This is a genomic window from Streptomyces sp. CA189 (genome assembly GCF_056428985.1).
Genome location: NZ_JBWJVM010000080.1, coordinates 1 through 15,464 on the forward strand (window position 1 = coordinate 1; position 15,464 = coordinate 15,464).

The window sequence follows — 15,464 nt, forward strand, 5'->3', positions numbered from 1 at the left end:
GAGCGGAGCAAACGGACGTCCGAGTCGACAGCTTCACGGGCGCGATGGGGCGCGTAAGGGGTAAACACCTCAAACCTGGCAGCCGCGAAACCTGCATATCGGCACATACAATCTCTTAACGCCCTCTGAGTGGGCGTTAAGTCCGGTCTTCCTCGGTTCGTGATCGCTCGATCGTGGGACTGATCGCCGTCCGGGTCGTCCGGTGGGCATGTACATGTTGAGATGCGGGCGTGAAGAGAGAGCCGTACCTCAGCGACGTGTCGGACGGGCAGTGGGCGTTGATCGAGCCGATGATCACGGCCTGGAAGCAGGACCGGGTGGCACGCTCGGCGACCGGGGATCCCGGGTCCTGCGACCTCCGTGAGGTCGTGAACGCGATCTTCTATCAGAACCGGACGGGCTGTCAGTGGCGCCTTCTGCCGCATGACTTCCCGGCCTGGTCGGCGGTCTTCTACTACTTCAGGCTGTGGCGTGAGGACGGGCTGGACCAGCGGATCCAGGAACTCCTGCGCTGCCAGGTTCGGGAGAGGGCCGGTCGATTAGAGGACCCGTCTCTCGTGATCATCGACACCCAGTCCGTCCGCGCGGCGGCGGGTGTTCCGAGGACCACGACGGGGCTGGACGCGAACAAGAAGGTGTCGGGGCGCAAGCGGGGACTGGCCGTCGACGTTCTGGGGCTGATCATCGGCGTCGTCGTCATGGCCGCCTCCGCGCACGACAACGCCGCCGGCACCGCCCTGCTCGACCAGGCCGCCGAGCGGTGCGGGATGCGCCTGGAGAAAGCCCTGGTGGACCAGGGCTTCAAGGACGAAGTGGTCATTCGCGGCGCCCTGCTGGACATCGACGTCGAGATCGTCCGCCGCAACCCCGCTGACCAGGGCAAAGGGTTTGTCCCGCAGCCGAAGCGGTGGGTGGTCGAGCAGACGAACGGCACGCTGATGCTGCACCGGCGCCTGACCCGTGAATACGACCACCGGCCCGACACCTCCGCCTCGCGGGTCTACTGGGCCTCCACCGCGAACATGGCCCGCCGCCTCACCACACCCACCCCCACCTGGCGCGACGCCCTCGGGCTGGCGGCGTGAACGTCTCTGTGCTCCTGGCGGGTCTGCAGGCCCAGCAGGACGATGCCACCGCCCGGGCCGCGGAACTACGCGGCCAGATCGAGCACCTCACCGCTGCCCTGGCCGAGAGCGAAGCACGACTCACGGACCTGGCCACCACTCGAAAGATCATCGCGGAGGTCGCACCGGCAGGAGTCGACCCCGATTCGCCCGAGGCGAACACCACCTACCAGGACATCGTTAACGCCTTCAACCAGCATCCCGACCAGGCGTTCCGAGCTCGCGAGCTGCACGAACTCCTCGGCATGCCCACCGACGAGGCCTCCGTCAACATCACCCGCAGCCGTCTCGGACGTCTCACCCGCCAAGGCTTCCTCACCCAACCCGGACGAGGCCGCTACCAGAAAAGGACTTAACGCCCTCTGAAAGACGGGAGTTCGTCGAATGCGCGTCCATCGTGGAGAGGTCTCACCAACACGGGGGGCCGACACCCTGAGGGCAAACCACGATGCTCGGCCGGGCCAACTCAAGCGTTAGAGGGCAGGTCGGCCGCTCAGCCACAGTGGGCCGGGGCGGTATTCAACGTCGGGGAGTAGGGCGTGGTGTCGATGCCGGAGGGTGCGCGATGGCGGCCTTCGTCGGCAGGTGGGGTGAGGTTGTGGCGGTGCGGAGCTGGGGCTGCCGGAGACCCTGACCGTGGGCGAGTTCGAAGGTGATGTCCTGGATGAGCGCTGTGGGTGCGTGCGTGGAGAGGTGGATGGCCCAGTGGGGGCTGTCGACGGTGTTGCCGCCCCAGACGGTCCAGGCCGGCAGGAGGTCCCCCTGCTTTACGGAGGTGTCGAACCGTAGCCCGGCCGCCCCGTTGTCGGGGGCGGGTGCTGTCCAGTCGATGAGCCGGGATCCGACCTTCAGAGGCCAGCCGACGTCTTCCAGTGGGCGGGAGGCCTGGGCGAGGTCTTCTTCCGTCACTGGGGTGTTGGTGCTCGGGCTCCAGGCGTTTTCGGTGTTGAGGCTGTTGAGCAGGGTACGCATGATCTCGACGGGGGTGGTGGGGGTGGCGGTGGCGTGCCAGAGGCGCTCTCCGACGGGGGACTCGTAGGCGGCGATCGTCCAAGCGTCGTCGCTGCGAAGCGCTTGATGGAGGAATTCCACGCGCAGGGTCAGGGTTTCGTGGCTCGCGATGGTGGTCTCATCGTGGGGGCGCCACTTCTCCCACTCCTGGTGCTTGGTGAAGAAGTCGCGAAGGAGCGCTTCGTGGTCGCCGGGGTCGGCGGCGTACGAGGGAACGCTCAGCGAGCCCTGTTCGGCCGGAGCGCCGAACATGGTCGGTGCCGACCTGTCGGCGGGGGGCACGGCGAGGACTGCGGCTGCGGCGCGCTCTATGTCTGTCGGCGGCGCGGGTCCCGGCCGTGCTGCGACGGGGTGATGGCGGAGGAAGTCAGCTATGGCCTCGGTCTCGGAGTCGAAGATCATGGTTTCTTGACGCAGGTAGTCCTCGCCGTGCAGGTGGATGCTTTTGCCCCCTCGGTAGGTACCGACTGCCACGTTGGTCCAGCCGTCGTGAGCGTGCATGTGGATGACCAGGCTGCCTGCGGCGATGGCATCGTGGATGGCCTGGGCGTCGGCGCTGACCCCGCGGATCTCTTCCCGAGTCAGCCAGTGCATGGGGTAGTTGCCGTACGTCCACTCAGTGTCGATCTCTTCCTGCAGCGCGGGATCGACGTCCACGGTAGTGCCGTCTTCACGGAGCGCCTGGGCGGCTTTGTCGGCGTAGTGGGGTGCGTCGTGGTCGATGCGTGCAAGAACCATGGTCGTGTCGCTGGTCGAGCGGAACCCATGGATGGCCAGGGCTGCGCGCGCGAGGTAGAGGGGGTTGCCGGTGATGGTGGCGATCACGGCGGTGCCGTGGTCGGGATGGAGCGCCAGGCGGACATGGGCGGGTGAGGGGCTTGGCATGGGGCTCGCTTCTCGGGTCCGGCCGGCAGATGGCCGGCCGGACCCGGTCGGGGGGCTTATCGGGAGGACCGTGCTGACACGCTGGGGGCACGGGTGGCGCGGGTTGTGGTGGGTGGCCCGGCCCGGGACGCGGGGGCCGGCCGTGGACGGGGGCGTTCGGTGGGTGGTTGGCCGGTGGCGTGGTGCCAGCGGGCCCGGAGGGCGGTGAGGTCGGCGAGCGCGCGGCGGCTGCCGGTGATCAGCTGGTGTGGGGAGTTCGACAGGTCGTGGGTGAAGGCCTGGATGTGCAGGCCGGCGGTGTGGGCGTGGTGGAGGAGGGAGCGCCGCAGGATCTGCTCGCCCCAGTGCTCGGGAACTCCGGCCGATGCGGCGAGCATGTCCAGGGCGTCTTGCGCGGTGAATGCCTGTGTGAGCAGGCCGTGCTGCTGGGCCTCCCAGAGCACTGTCACCTCGTCCACCGGATCCCCGCGGGCGGCCAGCGAGGTCAGACACCGGTACAGGGCTCCGTGCAGGGGGACGGCGAAGTCCTCCGGGCGCAGCCACCGCATCGACGCCAGTGCGGTCGGGTACGCGGTGGCCGTCGACAGCAGTAGCTGCTCGTCGCTCGTCACGTCGGGGCCGGTATCGCGGGCGGGCGGTGGCGGGGGTGGGGTGCGGGGGAGTGAGCCCGGGTGGGACGGGAAGGCCGTGGCCAGGCGGTCGAGGAGGCATTCGAGGGAGTCGGCCCGGGTCAGGGTCACTGCGGCTGGGTCCGGAAGCGCGGTGTCGGTGGCTGCCTGGATGAGGGGTTCGGCGTGGGCTTGGAGGGTTCGCCGAGCGTGGTCGGCCCGTACCATCCGCGCGTACGCGGGGGCGTTCGCGGGCTGGGGGCAGGCTGCGGCCAGGGTGTGGAGGTAGGACAGGGCCAGGCCGCGGGCATGCGGGAGTGCGTGGGCGTGGACGGCGTTGATCCAGACCGGCTCCTTCGCGTGGAGTGACGGGGCTGGTGGCGTTAGCGAGGCCAACGCCGCGTACAAGGCGCGGTGCCTGGCTGAGGAGAACTGGGAGGGATCGAGCGGGCCGATCGCCTTGACCCGGTGCGGGTCAAGGAGGAGGGCGCCCAGCAGGGCTTGTTCGGCGTAGTGGACGGCCGGGCTGGTGGGGATGTCGCCCAGGGTGAAGTCCGGTTCGGGAAGACGGTTGTTGGCCATCAGGCCGCCAGGATGAAGTCGGACCGGTTGAGGGTCTTGCCGAGATGCGGAGCCAGAAGGTGGGCCGCCAGGAGCGGGGGCACCGCGTTGCCTATCTGGGAGAACTGCTGCCCCTTCGTACCGGCCCACGGATAGTTCGCTGGGAAGGTCTGCAGGGCGCCGGCCTCGGCGGCGGTTATCCGGATCGGATCAGGCGCCGGTTCTTGCCCAGCAGGCGGGGCGGCCGAGGGCTCGGCGACCCACATGCACTCGTTCGCACGATGACCGAAGAACAGCGTCCCGGCCGGCTCCTGGACCGAACGGATGGTGGCGTTGGCCTGGTTGTTGCTGCGCAGCGACCAGGCCCAGGGGTGATCGCCGCAGGTGCAGGCCGGGGTTGCTGCCGGGGAGGGGCGGCTGCGTGTACGGCGGGGGGCGGAGCGCGGGCTGGGCGGCTTCCACGTACCGCGGTCGCGGGCGTCGGTGAGGGTCTTGCGGGCTCCGGATGGGAAGGGCTCGGGGCCGCCGCCGGGGCCTCCGCCGGCGCAGACCGTGGGGACCGGCCGGTCGGTGGCGCCCCAGCCGAGGGCCTCGGCCATGGACACCCACTGCTCGCGGCCCGGCCCGAACAGGCTTTCCGGCTCGGCGCTTTGGGTGTGGGTCGGGGGCGGTGGCTCGGCCGTACGGGTCCTGGACGCGAGCAGGATCGCCCGCCGCCGGGTCTGCGGCACGCCGTAGTCAGCGGCATTGAGGATCCCGGTCCAGACGGAGAAGCCCCAGGTACGCAGGATCGCGGCGTATTGCCGCCACAGCGGCAGGACGTCGGGGACTTCCTCCATCGCGATCCACTCGGGCTCGCCCGCCTGGTGCAGGGCGTGGAGGTAGCGCATCGGCTCGGCTGCCAGCAGAGACCGCGGATCCGCGCAGGCGGCCAGCAGCTTCGCCCGGGTGTCCCGGCCGGCAGCGAGGTCGGCGACCGCCTGGTGGACGAGCGGCTGGTCGAGCAGGCCCAGCCGCTTGCCGGCCATCGACCATGCCTGACACGGCGGGCTCGCTATGAACCCGCGGGTACGGCCGACCAGCGGCCACGCCGGGTACATCGCCACATCCGTACGGATCGTCAACTGGCCAGCACGAGCTCGGGTTTTGCACGCCCACTCGTCCCACTCCAGACCGACATCCCGCACCCCGAGGACGTGGAGGGCGTGGCTCCAGCCACCCGGCCCGGCGAACAAGTCGACGACGAGGTCCCTCACGCTGTCAGACCGAAGTCGTCGCGGACCGGCTCGGGCTGCTCACCCCGGCACGCCCAAGGCGAGCAGCCGTCCACCACCCCGACTTCCAGCTCCGCGGCGTCCGGGGCGCCGCTTTCCTGCTGGAGAGCCGCCCACTCAGCCGCAGTGACATGGTCGATCGGAGCCTCGGAAAGCGGCACTCGGGAGCGGTGCAGATAAGCCTGCCCGAGAAGTCGGTGCCCAGCCGCGTTCGCGCGCGCGTTGCCCTCCCGGATCGCCGCATCAAATTCGACAACATCGGCCCACTCGGCCGGGGAAGCATCCCTGATGCTGCGCCACTGCGCGTTTCCGTGGAACGGGCAAGTTATTGAGAATCGAGACAGGGTTTTTACCTTTCGTTGGGGGTGACTGACACCTGCTGTTGCGGAGAGATCGCCCGGTGATCTGGCACCGGAGGAGAGGTCCGGAGCCGCCCATCTGGCGGCGCCATGGTCAGGCGGCCGCGTTCCGCGCCTGATACCACCGTGTGGTGGGTGCCTGTTTGGGGGAACCTCGGGCGTCTTGGGGCTGTCCAGGGCGTGGGGCCGCTAGCCTGCGGTTCGCAGCCGCGCCCGAGTCGTTTTGGAGGAAGCCCCGGTGACGATCCGTGTCCTGATTGTTGATGACCAAAGCCTCATCCGGTCCGGGCTGCGTTCAGTCCTGGAAGCTGAGGACGGAATCGAGGTGGTCGGAGAGGCGGCCGATGGCGCGGAGGCGGTCAGCGCCGCCAGGAAGCTCCTGCCCGACGTCGTGATCATGGACCTCCACATGCCGAACATGGGCGGGGTGGAGGCGACTCTCCAGCTGCTGCGGCTGGAGGACACGCCACGGGTACTGGTGCTGACCACGTTCAACACGGACGACTTGGTGCTCCAGGCGCTGAACGCGGGAGCCTCCGGTTTCCTGCTGAAGGATCTCAACGCCGAGGAGCTGACCGCAGCCGTGCGGACCGTGGCCGCCGGCGGTACCGCGATGTCGCCGGAGATCATGACGAAGCTGGTCAGCCGGGCTCAGGAACGCACGCCCGTCGGATTCAACGGCCTGCAGGAGAAGATTGATTCACTGACCGATAGCGAGCGCGAGGTCCTGGCCCTTATCGGCGCTGGATACACCAGCCAAAAGATCGCCGAGACCCTGCACCTCACTCTGGCCAGCGTGAAGACGTACACGTCGCGGATGCTCAACCGCCTCGGACTCGACAACCGGACCCAGGCAGCGGTCCTCGCCTACGAGGCCGGCCTCGTCGATACAGATCAGCCCCGCGGCAGGTAGCTCACGGTTCGAGTTCCGCCTCCGGCCTTACTGGGATGGGCGCCGTTCTTTAGGCGTGGCTGTGCCGGTGAGGTGGGTGAGGGGGACGAAGGCGCTGTTCGACCCGAGCTGTCTGGGGGTGGGACCTGCTGGGGTGGGGATGTCGGCGAGTTTCTCGGTGAGGGCAGCGATGGCGTCGCGGTCGCCTTCGAGGGCTTCGCGTTCGTCGTCGGTCAGGTCGACCTGTTCGAGCATCTTGTTGATGCCGTCCTTGACCGCGAGGAGCTGGCCCTTGGTGGATTCCTTGGGGACGTAGAAGGGGCAGCGGGCGCAGGCCATGCGGTGGGGGCATTTGGCGAAGAAGTCGTAGCTGCAGTAGCCGTCGCCGAGGTCGTAGTACTTCCAAGGCTGTTCGCCGGCTGCGGCTGCTCCGGTGAGGATGCTGTCGCGGTCGATGAGGACCTCGATGGTGCGGACGTTGCGAGCAAAGTAGTCGGCCTTCTTGTAGGCGGCGGTCAGGGTCCGCTGGAGGATCTTGGCGTAGTAGCGAGTGCTGGCCGGGTGCTTGTGCCCGAGCCATTGCTGCAGATCGCCCAGGGTGAGGGGGTCGCGGGCGTTGAGGAGCTGGGTGGCGATGGTGCTGCGGGCCCGGTGGCTGGTGAGGGCGCCGCGGGAGTCTTCCGCGGGGACGCCGGCCTTCTGGCAGAGGGCAGGAATGATGTTCTCGTTGAGGTAGGCGTTGCCGACGAGCTGGCCGCGGTGGCAGAAGAGGTGCTGGCGCGGCATGCCGGTTTTCCGGTCGGCGAGGTCGGGCTGGGGCGGTCGGACCAGCTTCCAGGCGTCGATGAGTTCGCCGACCAGTGGGTCGACGGGCTTGGCGAAGGGGAGGCTGGTCTTGTTCTGCGGGATGTGCAGCAGGCAGATCGGGTAAGCCTCGCCGGTCCGCTGGTCGGTTCCCTCGTCCCAGGTGATGCAGTCCAGGTCGAGGCGGCGGAGCTCGTCCATGCGGCAGCCGGCGAAGAGCCACACGCCGACCATGGCCCGGAGCATCTCGATCGGGTAGTAGGTGGCCTCCCAGCCCGCGGAGCGGGCGCGCGGGGTGCCGTAGGGCTTGAGGTCTTCGCTGTTCAGGGTCAGTCCGGCAGCCATGAGCTTGGCCCAGGTCGCATCGTCGATGATCCGGGGGTTGGGGCCCATGAGCGCGCGAAGCGACAGCGGCATGCTCATCACACGGCGCGGGTCAAACCTCGGCTTGATCCACTCCCATTCGATGAGGTCGCTGAAGAAGCTGCGGACGCTGTCGATCCGGGTCGCTTTCCCGCCAGGGCTCAGCGGCTGGCCGTAGCGGGTGCGATTGCGGCTGTGCCCGGCCCACTGCCCGACAACCGCGGTCATCGTGTCGGCGATGTATTCGGCAGCGATATCACGGGTCCACTGCTCGGGCGCGACGGCCTCCGGGTGCTTCTCCGCCGCCCACCGGCCGGCGATGAGGATGGCCGAGAGCATCGACCGCTTCGTCCCGCGCTCGTGGGTGACCAGCTTCATCCACCGCAGAGCAGGCTCGCGCCACTCGGGCGGAACCGTGGCGAGGGCCGCGGCTTCCGGTCCGGCCTTGTCCTGGTTGGTGCGCAGGGGTGAGGCGATGATGCCCTTGTCGGCCAGGACCCGGGAGATCTTGAACAGGCCGCTGCGCCGACCCTTGGCATCCGTGGACCGGTAGTGCTCGAGTAGCTCCTGCAGGAGCGGTTCGCGCACGTCCTCCAGATGCGGGCTGTTGTTGCTCAGCAGCACGTCGATGGTGGTGTTGCGGACCTGCCAGGGCAGCAGGTGGGTGGAGTTCCGCCAGGCGGTGAGGGTCGCCTCGATCGACTCGACCGCAGGCTGGATGGCCTGGGGGCCGAAGACGAGGTCGGCGAACCGGGCCAGGCTGGTGAGGCCGGTGGTGCCGTGAAGGCGATGGTGGCCGCCGAGCTGATGGCCCAGAGCCACGAGATGGAATCGGGAGGCCTGCGCGCCTGCTGCGGCCTCGACCCAGGTTCCCTCGTCCCAGGTCCAGTACGGGCTCTGCCGACGGTGGACCTCCTTCAGCAGGCGCAAACGCGCCGCGCCGGCCTTCTTCGGTTCCCACTCCGCGGTGATCTTGTCGATCGGGATGATCAGGCGGGCGAGGTCGCTCGCCGGTCCGGCGCGCATCGCTGTAAGCGGGGCTATGTGCTCAAGAGCGGCCACCTCCTTCGGTATCAGGGCGGGCAGCAGGTGTCGGGTCAACGGGTGGGCGGGGGAGAGGTTCACGGTGTCTCCAGGAGCTGGGCGAGGAGTCGCTCGCGGTCGGCGTGGAGGGTGGTGTTGGCGCGGTGGAAGCGCGCGGCGAGTTCGCGGCCGGAGAGGTGGATGTATCGCATGGTCGTCGCCAGGTCGCGATGGCCGGCGTACTGGGCGATCTGGTCGATGGTCCAGTCGGCGCGGGCCAGGTCCGTCAGCCGCAGGTGCCGGAAGGTGTGTGTGGACAGGCGGCTGACGCCAGATGTGCGGCTCAGGCGTTCGACGATCTTCGACCAGCTCGATGCTCCGAGCGGACCGCCGGGATTTCGGTTCGACGTCGAGCGCAGCAGCGGGCCGCCGAGCCGGCCGAACGCACTGCGGCGTTCGCCCAGGTAGGCCATGAACAGATGGCCGGACGCCGTACCGTAGGCAACTTCCCGCGACCGCTTGGACTTTGTCGTCTCGGCCCTCAGCCGGATCAGGCTGTAGGCGGGATCGAAGTCGTCCCCGGCCAGCTGGACGAGTTCCTCGCGCCGCAAAGCGCCGTCGTAGGAAAGCGAGACCATCAGCCGGTTCCGCAGCGGCTCGGTCTTGGCTGCTTCCAGGATCCGATGCCAGTCGGCCTCGGCCGGTATCCACGGCGCCTGTTCAACGCGCCTCACCAGGCCCCGCTTGGGCCGTCGCCCGCTCCTGCCCGCCTGACCGCGGCGTACCGGGTTCCGCTCGCGTAGCCCGTCCTCCACCATGAACTCGTAGAAGGAACGGACCGCCACTATCCGCTGCTGCACTGTCGCGTTCGCCAGGCCCGGACTCGCCCGGGTGACACCTTTCCCCCGCGGACGGCCAGGTGGGCGCTCCAGCATCTCCCCGATCCACGCCGCCACCGTGTCCGCCTTCGCGTGCAGCGGCTCCGTACCCTCCGCGGCGCAGAACCGCAGGTGGTCATCGACCGCGCGGCCGTACGCATCAATCGTGTTCGGCGCCCGACCGATGTTTGCCATGAACTGCAACCATCGGCGGGCCTCTTGATCCAATGCCAGGGTGGGGAACTTGCCCCACGGGACTTCGGCCATGGCCCCACGCTAGACCTGGTCGATTCCACATAAGGCATCCGAGGCAGCTCGACTTCGGGGTGTCGGCAAGCCCCAGTGACGTCAGGTAGCGGATGCAGTCTGCTCGTGACCAGTCCATCTCGATGAGAGGGTGCCGGTTGCGCATGTACTGGACGTCGGCGTCCTTGGCCCGGTGGAATTCGTCGGTACTGATGCCGACCCACTGCTCGACGAAGACGCCCTTGGGGACCCTGGACGGGTAGGGGTGGCCGAGTATTTCCCGGACCTTCTTCTTGATCGGCTTTATCTTGTATTCCCCGGTGCATTGGCGCCGTGACATTCCATTTCCGCCGTCCTGGTTGAGGATGTAGAGCGGCATGGATGCGAATCGGTGGTGCGGGGCTAGGGCATCTTCGCGAATGTTTCCCGAGGTGACCCGAAGAATTGGGATTCCGGCCGGGGCGGCGACTTCCTTTTCGAGGCGGTCGAGGTGCTCGTACACCTTTTTCGGCTCCCAGCCGGTGTCGGCGAAGATCGCCGCATCGACGCGGGGGAGGATTCCCTTCGCGGACAGGCAGAGCAGGACGGAGCTTTGGACGCCGGCGCCTCTGTCACCTATTCGGCAGTGTTGCATCGGCTGGTGCGGCGCTCCGGCGCGGAGCGCCGGAGTCTCACTGACGAGGTGAGGCTGCGCCTTCGAGCGGGAGGCGGCGGACGTTCGGCGGCAGGTTCTGGGACCTCCGAATCTCGTCGAGTTCTGTCGTGAGCGCGTGGATGACTTGGGCATAGATCTCGTTTCGTTCGGTGAACTCGTTGTTCTGCCGGCGTAGCCGCTGGTTGGCTGTTTCGAGGTCATGGACTTTTGCGTGGATGCTTTGGAAGGCGGTGGGAATTCCGTTGCTGGCTTCTCGGGCTGCCTCGAATTCCTGTCGGAGGTCGGAGTGTTTGTGGGTGAGGACCCATCGCTTGACGCCGGCTTCGGCTGCGAGCTGGACGGTGGTGAGGGCTCCCGTCGAGCGGATGGGCGTTCCGGCGAGGAGCCGCCGCGTTGCCGCTTGGATGGCGTCACGTTCGGCTTGGCGGTCGGTGCTCACGATCGGGTCTCCTGATGGGTGGTGATGATCACTTGGAGGCGGGCGAGTTCGTGTTGCTCACGTGCGTGGCGGATGGGTGGCGCCAGAGGGTCGTCGACGTTGGTTTGGAGGTCGTCGGCTTGCGTGCGCAGGACGTCGATGTCGCGGTCGGTGCGGGCGATGTTCACGCAAGAGGGTTTGCAGTCGTCGAGGTCGGGGGTGCGCCGGTTGCTGCGTTCGTGTGTGCTCATCCGGCAGGCAGCGCGGGCGGGATCGAAGACGCAGGTCATGCCCTTGCCGGGGAAGATCTGCAGGTCGGGGTTGGTGAGGAGCGTGTTGGCTTCGCGTGCGGTGCGGACGACGCGGCCGGCGAACCGGGTGGATGCGCTGACGCGGTGGCGGTAGGTGTCGGCGGCGGGGCCGCTGACCTGTTCACCGGTCTGGAGATGGTTGTGGGCGTTGGTGAGGTCGTCGAGGCGGGCGAGCCATTCCTCGAAGGCGAGGTCGTCGGGGAATCCGGAGGTGTAGTTGCCGGAGTAGCCGAGGGTCATCTGGACGCGGACGTGGCCGTACTGGATCGCGGCGGCGATCAGGCCGCGTGGGCGGCGGACGATGAACCAGGCGAGGGTGCGCCGCAGCCTGCTGAGTGAGATCTTTGGCTGGGTGGGGTCCGCGGGGATCGCGTCGTGGCGCTGGTGGGTGGCGCAGTAGTGGTTCACCCAGTCGATGAGTCGGTGGATGTCCTTGTTGCAGATGGAGTCGCCTCGGGCTCGTCCGACGCGTTCACGCAGGTAGGTGGCTCCAGACCGCCCGTTGACGAACATCGTGTTGGGGAACAGCAGCCGGGCGTCGTGCAGGCGCTTGAGCACGGTGACCGCGTGGGCCACTGGGGCGGTGACGACCCAGGGGTCGGGTCGCTGCTGGCCCTCGGCGTTGGTGCTGCCGTCGGGGTTGCGGACGCCTTTGAAGTGCTTGCCGTTCAACAGGATCAGGCCGGTGGCCTGGTTGTGGTGAACGCAGTCACGTTCGAGGTTGAGGATCTCGCCCGGACGCTGTCCGGAGAGGTATCCGATGATCAGCAGGCAGGCTGTGCTCAGGTGCCGGGCAAGCACGGGAGCCTGCTCGTAGGTGATTCGGGTGGGAAGCCAGGGGTGGTCGTCGAGGAGTCCGCCGACGGTGGTGGTGAGGTAGGTGTCATCGGCGACGGGCAGCCCGGAAGCGGCGATCACTTTGGCGGCGTGCGGAGTGATCTGGACGCCGCCGAGTTGGAGGCCGAGGAAGTGGGGGTTGACCGTGATTCCTCCATCCAGGGTGCGGCGTCCGGGCAGGGGAAGCCCGCGGTCGCGGTAGTCGTCCAGGAGGTCGGAGACGAGTTGTGCGACTGTGAATTTCGGGCGTCGTTTGCCCGTGCCGGCGGGCGCGGGGGCTTGCCTGTGACGCCGGCGGGCCTGGGCTGAGAGCGCCTTGTATTCGTCGAAGGCGGCGATGATGTCGTCGGCGAAGTCCTCGGTGAAATGCAGAGACCACTTCAGCAGCGCGGTCATGGTGGCGGGGTGGATGCGCGGAGTGCGGTTCTCCTCGATGGTGCGGCGCTGGCCGAGGATGTCCTGGACGCGCTCTCCCCGCCAGGGTGGCGTCTGGGCGAGCCGGTCGTCCTCGTCAGGCAGGAGTTCGCGCAGGGTCCAGGTGCGTACGACTACTGCGAGCAGGTCCTCGCGCAGTTCGTGGGAGGACGGCGAGGCCTTGACGTCGGCCGCGTAGTCGTCCAGGTCTGTGTCGGTGACCTGGCTGAAGCGGGTGATGCCGCGGCCGGTGAGCCAGTGGGCGAAGCTCTTGAGGAACCGGCAGTAGGTCACCACCGTGCGGACCGCGGGGCGAGGGACATCGGGCAGCAGGCTGCCGCCATCGTCGCGGTGGTTGATCATCAGCCAGGTCAGCAGCTTGATCACGGGCCGGAACGCGGGCGGGGCGTCGTGGAAGCGCACGCAGAGCCGTGAGGCGTGTTCCTGGAACACGGCCGGAGTCAGGTTCCAGCGGTCCTCTTTGAACTGTGATAGCTCCGCGACAGTGGTGCCGGGCCGCAGGTCGCGGGTCGTCAGGACAGGGGTGTCGGGGCCGGGCAGCAGGCGCCGGCTCGGGACCGGCCGGGACGTGGGCGTGAGGGTGGGGGTCATGTCAGGTCGAGTCCTCGGTTCAGGAAGCGGTCGACGAGTGCGTGGTCCGCTGCGGTGGCCGCGGTCCGGGCGTCGGTCAGGGCGGCGGGTGAGTGATGGTCGAGGAGGTCGGCGAGCCGTGCGGCGGGTTCGGCCAGGCGTTCGGCCCATCTCAGTGGCGTCATGTCCTGTCGGCGTGCCTGAAGGGCGTCCTGCACGAGGACCTGGACCGGCAGGTGGGCGGGGGTCGAGCGTGCGCAGGGGCAGGACAGGCAGAGCAGGAAGGATGCGCCGCAGGGCTTGCCGGCGGTGGTGAAGGGGCTGTCCATCGGGTCGGTGCACCCGGCCAGCACGGTGTCCAGACGGCCGGCGATCAGCTGCTGGAGAACCGTGGTCTTCAGCCCGTGCCGGGCCGCGACCGTGCGGGGATCGGTGCGGGCCTCTTCGACATCCTGGGCGGACAGCGCGGGAATCGGCGGGGCGGTCCGTGCTCGGGTGACCTGCTGGGTCAGGACGTCCGCGACGACCTTCTGGTACTCGACCAGGTTCCCGCGGTTGCGGGCCAGGTACTCGTTCGCGAGCGTAGCCTCGGTATGGGCGACGGGCCGCTGGTTGATCTCCAGCCAGGTCATCCGAAGCCGACGGCTGTCGATGTGCAGTGGCACCGGCCAACCCTCAGCATTGGGAGCGTCGCAGACCAGATCGGTGGCCCAGCCCCACAACTGGAGCAGCTGCTTGGGCAGTCCGTGGCGAAAGCCCCGCCCGTGAGGTCCGTTCTTGACGTTGTAGTAGGCGAATAGCGAGTCCGTCCCGACCACCTTCCGGGAACCGGCGGCCAGCTCCAGCAGCAGAGCGAAGACCCCGAAGGGCGTGTTGAGATCGTCCCGGGCCTCGCGCGGGTCGCAAGGGACATCGCGCAGGGCCACGGTCATGGCGGCCTTCCGGGAACCACGACGGGGCTTGACCAGGTCAAGCTGAGCTGTCGCAGTGCCCCCGGCGTGGGCGTCGGGCCGGTGATGAGCGGTCGTAGCCCCTGCCAGAGTCGAGTAGTTCTGGCCGGTCAGACACAGCAGCAGGACCGCGAAAGCCCCGATCTCGTGATGCGTCAGGTGCAGGCGGGTCATCACTCCGCCGATGCCGCCCGACGAGTAGACGAGCGTTGCGTTCCGCGCAGCCCCGGAAGGGGACCGCGGCAGGTCCCCGTGGCACTCGACATGATCAAGCAGCGAGCCCAGGCCCCACCGCTCGCGTTCGTCGGCTGCGTCGATCGCCCCGGCCCTCCAGTCGTTCAGCAGCCGTCGGCCCGCCCGGATCCGCGTGGTGGCGGCCCGCACCTCCGTCCGTGCCCGCGCCGTGATGCGACGGAACTCCGCCTCGCTATAGCTGTGGGTCGCGGAGTCCTGCTTCGCCGCCCGAGCCACGGCCAGGCGGGCAGCGAACTCAGCCGGAGGATCAGGGGCGAACCGCAGGATGTTCCGCAGCGCGGACAGGTCGCGGTGCAGGGTCTTGCCCCCGGCCAGCATGAATCCGTCCAGGTGAACAGCGCGCAGCTGATCCGGCCTGGTCGGCGGGGACGACAGTGAGGCCAGATAGCGGCAGAACCGCTTGAGGATGCTCACTGTGTCCAGCGCCGAGGTCGTGGTGCGGCGGGTCCCACCGGGGCCGGTCACTCCAAGAACCCCACGAGCCATCCAGTCGCGCAACTCCCGCGAAACCGGCAGCCCGGACAGGTCGATATCGACCGCCTCGCCACCGCGTTCGGGGAAGAACCTCACCCGGCACCGGCCCTCGTCGGTGAACAGCCGCTGCGGCATCCGGTAGCCGGGCCCGGGTAGCACCGCACGTCGTCCCGTCTCGTTCACCGGCCCACCCCCGCCGCGGTGATGACCTGCCGGTGCCCGGTGAACATCTCCGCCATCAGCTCGGCCAGCACCGTCCCGTGTGCATGCTCGATCAGCAGCGAGACATCCAGATCCCGGAACGGCTCCAGGTAGATGTCGATCGTCGTGGACACGTCCGCGTGCCCCAGAAGGGTCTGCACCAGCTGCCAGGTGTCGCCGAACTGGGCCCTGAAGTCCCGAAGTTACGGCGTCCGTGGTTGTCCACGGTGCGCTGAGCGCGGCGGCCATGGAGGCGGTGGCCAGAAGGAGAACACTCCTACGTGTCTCAGGTGGCATGCGTCCTGCGAGATTCGCGCAGGCATGACAGAG

At 68.3% G+C, this 15,464-nt stretch carries 12 protein-coding genes and 2 pseudogenes; 3 read left to right on the forward strand and 11 right to left on the reverse strand.

The annotated features are described in order from the left end of the window. Positions 1-230: 230 nt before the first annotated feature. Together AC061S_RS36705 and AC061S_RS36710 are read left to right on the forward strand one after the other, a co-directional pair. Positions 231-1,085: an IS5 family transposase gene (locus AC061S_RS36705; protein ID WP_478690206.1), complete on the forward strand. Its 855-nt coding sequence runs from the start codon at positions 231-233 to the stop codon at positions 1,083-1,085. Next, a complete protein-coding gene (locus tag AC061S_RS36710; protein WP_478690207.1) occupies positions 1,082-1,480 on the forward strand; it encodes a hypothetical protein in 399 nt (132 codons plus the stop codon). Before AC061S_RS36705 ends, AC061S_RS36710 begins: the two co-directional genes overlap by 4 nt. 163 nt (positions 1,481-1,643) lie before the next feature. Here AC061S_RS36710 and AC061S_RS36715 read toward each other — a convergent pair whose 3' ends face one another. The 4 genes and pseudogenes from AC061S_RS36715 to AC061S_RS36730 all read right to left on the reverse strand — a co-directional run. After that, the gene (locus AC061S_RS36715) at positions 1,644-3,020 is read right to left on the reverse strand and encodes an SPDY domain-containing protein (RefSeq protein WP_478690208.1); all 1,377 of its coding nucleotides are present in this window, start codon (positions 3,018-3,020) and stop codon (positions 1,644-1,646) included. 56 nt (positions 3,021-3,076) lie between these two features. After that, positions 3,077-4,210 carry a DnaB-like helicase N-terminal domain-containing protein gene (locus tag AC061S_RS36720; protein WP_478690209.1) on the reverse strand — a complete coding sequence of 378 codons (1,134 nt, stop codon included), beginning with the start codon at positions 4,208-4,210 and terminating at the stop codon, positions 3,077-3,079. Beyond that, positions 4,210-5,445 (reverse strand): DNA cytosine methyltransferase, encoded by a 1,236-nt coding sequence (locus AC061S_RS36725; protein ID WP_478690210.1) that lies wholly within the window; start codon positions 5,443-5,445, stop codon positions 4,210-4,212. Before AC061S_RS36725 ends, AC061S_RS36720 begins: the two co-directional genes overlap by 1 nt. Next, positions 5,442-5,786 (reverse strand): annotated as a pseudogene (locus AC061S_RS36730) (hypothetical protein); the annotation flags it as partial. The gene AC061S_RS36725 and the pseudogene AC061S_RS36730, both read right to left, overlap by 4 nt. Positions 5,787-6,060: 274 nt before the next feature. On the opposite strand from AC061S_RS36730, the gene AC061S_RS36735 reads away from it, so the two are divergent. Further along, a complete protein-coding gene (locus tag AC061S_RS36735) occupies positions 6,061-6,735 on the forward strand; it encodes a response regulator (protein ID WP_478690211.1) in 675 nt (224 codons plus the stop codon). A 27-nt stretch (positions 6,736-6,762) separates the two neighbouring features. On the opposite strand, the gene AC061S_RS36740 is transcribed toward AC061S_RS36735, so the two are convergent. The 7 genes and pseudogenes from AC061S_RS36740 to AC061S_RS36770 all read right to left on the reverse strand — a co-directional run bounded on the left by AC061S_RS36740 (position 6,763) and on the right by AC061S_RS36770 (position 15,295). After that, positions 6,763-9,006 carry a tyrosine-type recombinase/integrase gene (locus AC061S_RS36740; protein WP_478690212.1) on the reverse strand — a complete coding sequence of 748 codons (2,244 nt, stop codon included), beginning with the start codon at positions 9,004-9,006 and terminating at the stop codon, positions 6,763-6,765. Continuing rightward, positions 9,003-10,049, reverse strand: coding sequence for a tyrosine-type recombinase/integrase (locus AC061S_RS36745; RefSeq protein WP_478690213.1), 1,047 nt, complete (start codon positions 10,047-10,049; stop codon positions 9,003-9,005). Before AC061S_RS36745 ends, AC061S_RS36740 begins: the two co-directional genes overlap by 4 nt. A 34-nt stretch (positions 10,050-10,083) precedes the next feature. Beyond that, positions 10,084-10,611, reverse strand: a pseudogene (locus AC061S_RS36750) (adenine nucleotide alpha hydrolase family protein); the annotation flags it as partial. A gap of 88 nt (positions 10,612-10,699) precedes the next feature. After that, the gene (locus tag AC061S_RS36755; RefSeq protein WP_478690214.1) at positions 10,700-11,122 is read right to left on the reverse strand and encodes a hypothetical protein; all 423 of its coding nucleotides are present in this window, start codon (positions 11,120-11,122) and stop codon (positions 10,700-10,702) included. Further along, entirely contained in the window at positions 11,119-13,275 is a 2,157-nt protein-coding gene (locus AC061S_RS36760; RefSeq protein WP_478690215.1) for a hypothetical protein, read from the reverse strand. Before AC061S_RS36760 ends, AC061S_RS36755 begins: the two co-directional genes overlap by 4 nt. Then, positions 13,272-15,116, reverse strand: coding sequence for a hypothetical protein (locus AC061S_RS36765; protein ID WP_478690216.1), 1,845 nt, complete (start codon positions 15,114-15,116; stop codon positions 13,272-13,274). Before AC061S_RS36765 ends, AC061S_RS36760 begins: the two co-directional genes overlap by 4 nt. Beyond that, the gene (locus AC061S_RS36770) at positions 15,113-15,295 is read right to left on the reverse strand and encodes a hypothetical protein (RefSeq protein ID WP_478690217.1); all 183 of its coding nucleotides are present in this window, start codon (positions 15,293-15,295) and stop codon (positions 15,113-15,115) included. Before AC061S_RS36770 ends, AC061S_RS36765 begins: the two co-directional genes overlap by 4 nt. Positions 15,296-15,464: the final 169 nt, after the last annotated feature.